Origin of the sequence: Pseudomonas sp. NY15356, assembly GCF_048068175.1 — a bacterium.
GTDB lineage: Bacteria > Pseudomonadota > Gammaproteobacteria > Pseudomonadales > Pseudomonadaceae > Aquipseudomonas > Aquipseudomonas putida_K.
On record NZ_JBLUPW010000069.1, the window covers coordinates 1 to 1,149 of the forward strand.

Here is a 1,149-nt window from a genome sequence, read left to right on the forward strand (position 1 = left end):
GTACAGAACAGGCACGGTCGCGATCACGGCTGGCCAAACGACGGTGACCGGTACCGGCACCAATTTTTCAGCGAATGCCCGGGTGGGCGATGCACTGCTAGGCCCGGATGGAAACTGGTATGAAGTGACCAACATTGCCAGCACCACGGTGCTGAGCATCCTGCCCGCCTACAAGGGCGCCACGGTCACCGGAGGCACTTACGCAATCACGCCGGTCCAGGGGTATACCAAGACCCTGGCCGACAAATTCAACGACATCGCTAATACCTGGGGCTCGACTCTGGCCGGCCTTGGCTCGGTTTCGACCGAGAACGTAGTCCCGGTGACCAAGGGCGGTACCGGCGGCACGACGCAGGCGACGGCGCGGAATGGCCTGGGCCTGAAGGCGGCGGCGGTGGCCGATATCGTCGGCACGGTAAGCCAGAGTGGCGGTGTTCCAACAGGCGCGATTGTTGAGCGGGGGAGCAACGCCAACGGTGATTACGTTAAGTTTGCTGACGGCACCTTAATCTGCACCACGACCAACAGAGCAGTCAGCTTCGTTAACGCATCGAACCTGAACTTCACATGGATATATCCGATATCGTTCGTTGCTGCCGTGCCAGCCATTAGCGTCAACATTGCCTCCTCCACTGTGACGACACAGCGCCAGATCACCACAGTCTGTGGTTACAGTCGCAGCGTGGCTCAGGCTGTGTGTGCTGCTCTGTCCATTGCCCAATTTGTTGCTGCGGACGCTTCTGCAATGTTTTTGGACGTATCCGCCATCGGGAGGTGGTACTGATGATTATTAAGCTTTCTCCAGTACGTTCCGATCTGCCTCTTGCCGTGGTCAAAACAGGCGACCAGCTCGAGATCAATGGCGTTTCTCTGGACTTTTCGCGCTTGGCTGACGGCTCCACTTTGCCAGCCGAAGCGGTCAGCAGCTCATTCATAGTTGCCCCGGTTGAGCGGGTAAATGGTGATCTGGTCGTCACTTTGATGCTGCCACACGCTACCGACGCTCCGGAGAGCGCACGCTTCCCGATCGATATCCGCGACCCAGCCGATGGCCGGGTGCCTTTGCCTGGGCTGGAGTGGAGCGATCCTCTCGAAGCTGTGGTGGGCGTTATCGATTGGTCCCAAGAGATCACTGCGGAGACCAAGGCC

At 58.9% G+C, this 1,149-nt stretch carries 1 protein-coding gene and 1 pseudogene; both read left to right on the forward strand.

Translation table 11 applies throughout. From position 1 onward, the window contains the following. Positions 1-784 (forward strand): hypothetical protein (locus tag ACNFCI_RS23940; protein WP_416768423.1); only part of this gene is annotated, 784 nt, incomplete at its 5' end. Further along, positions 784-1,149 (forward strand): annotated as a pseudogene (locus ACNFCI_RS23945) (hypothetical protein); the annotation flags it as partial. The gene ACNFCI_RS23940 and the pseudogene ACNFCI_RS23945, both read left to right, overlap by 1 nt.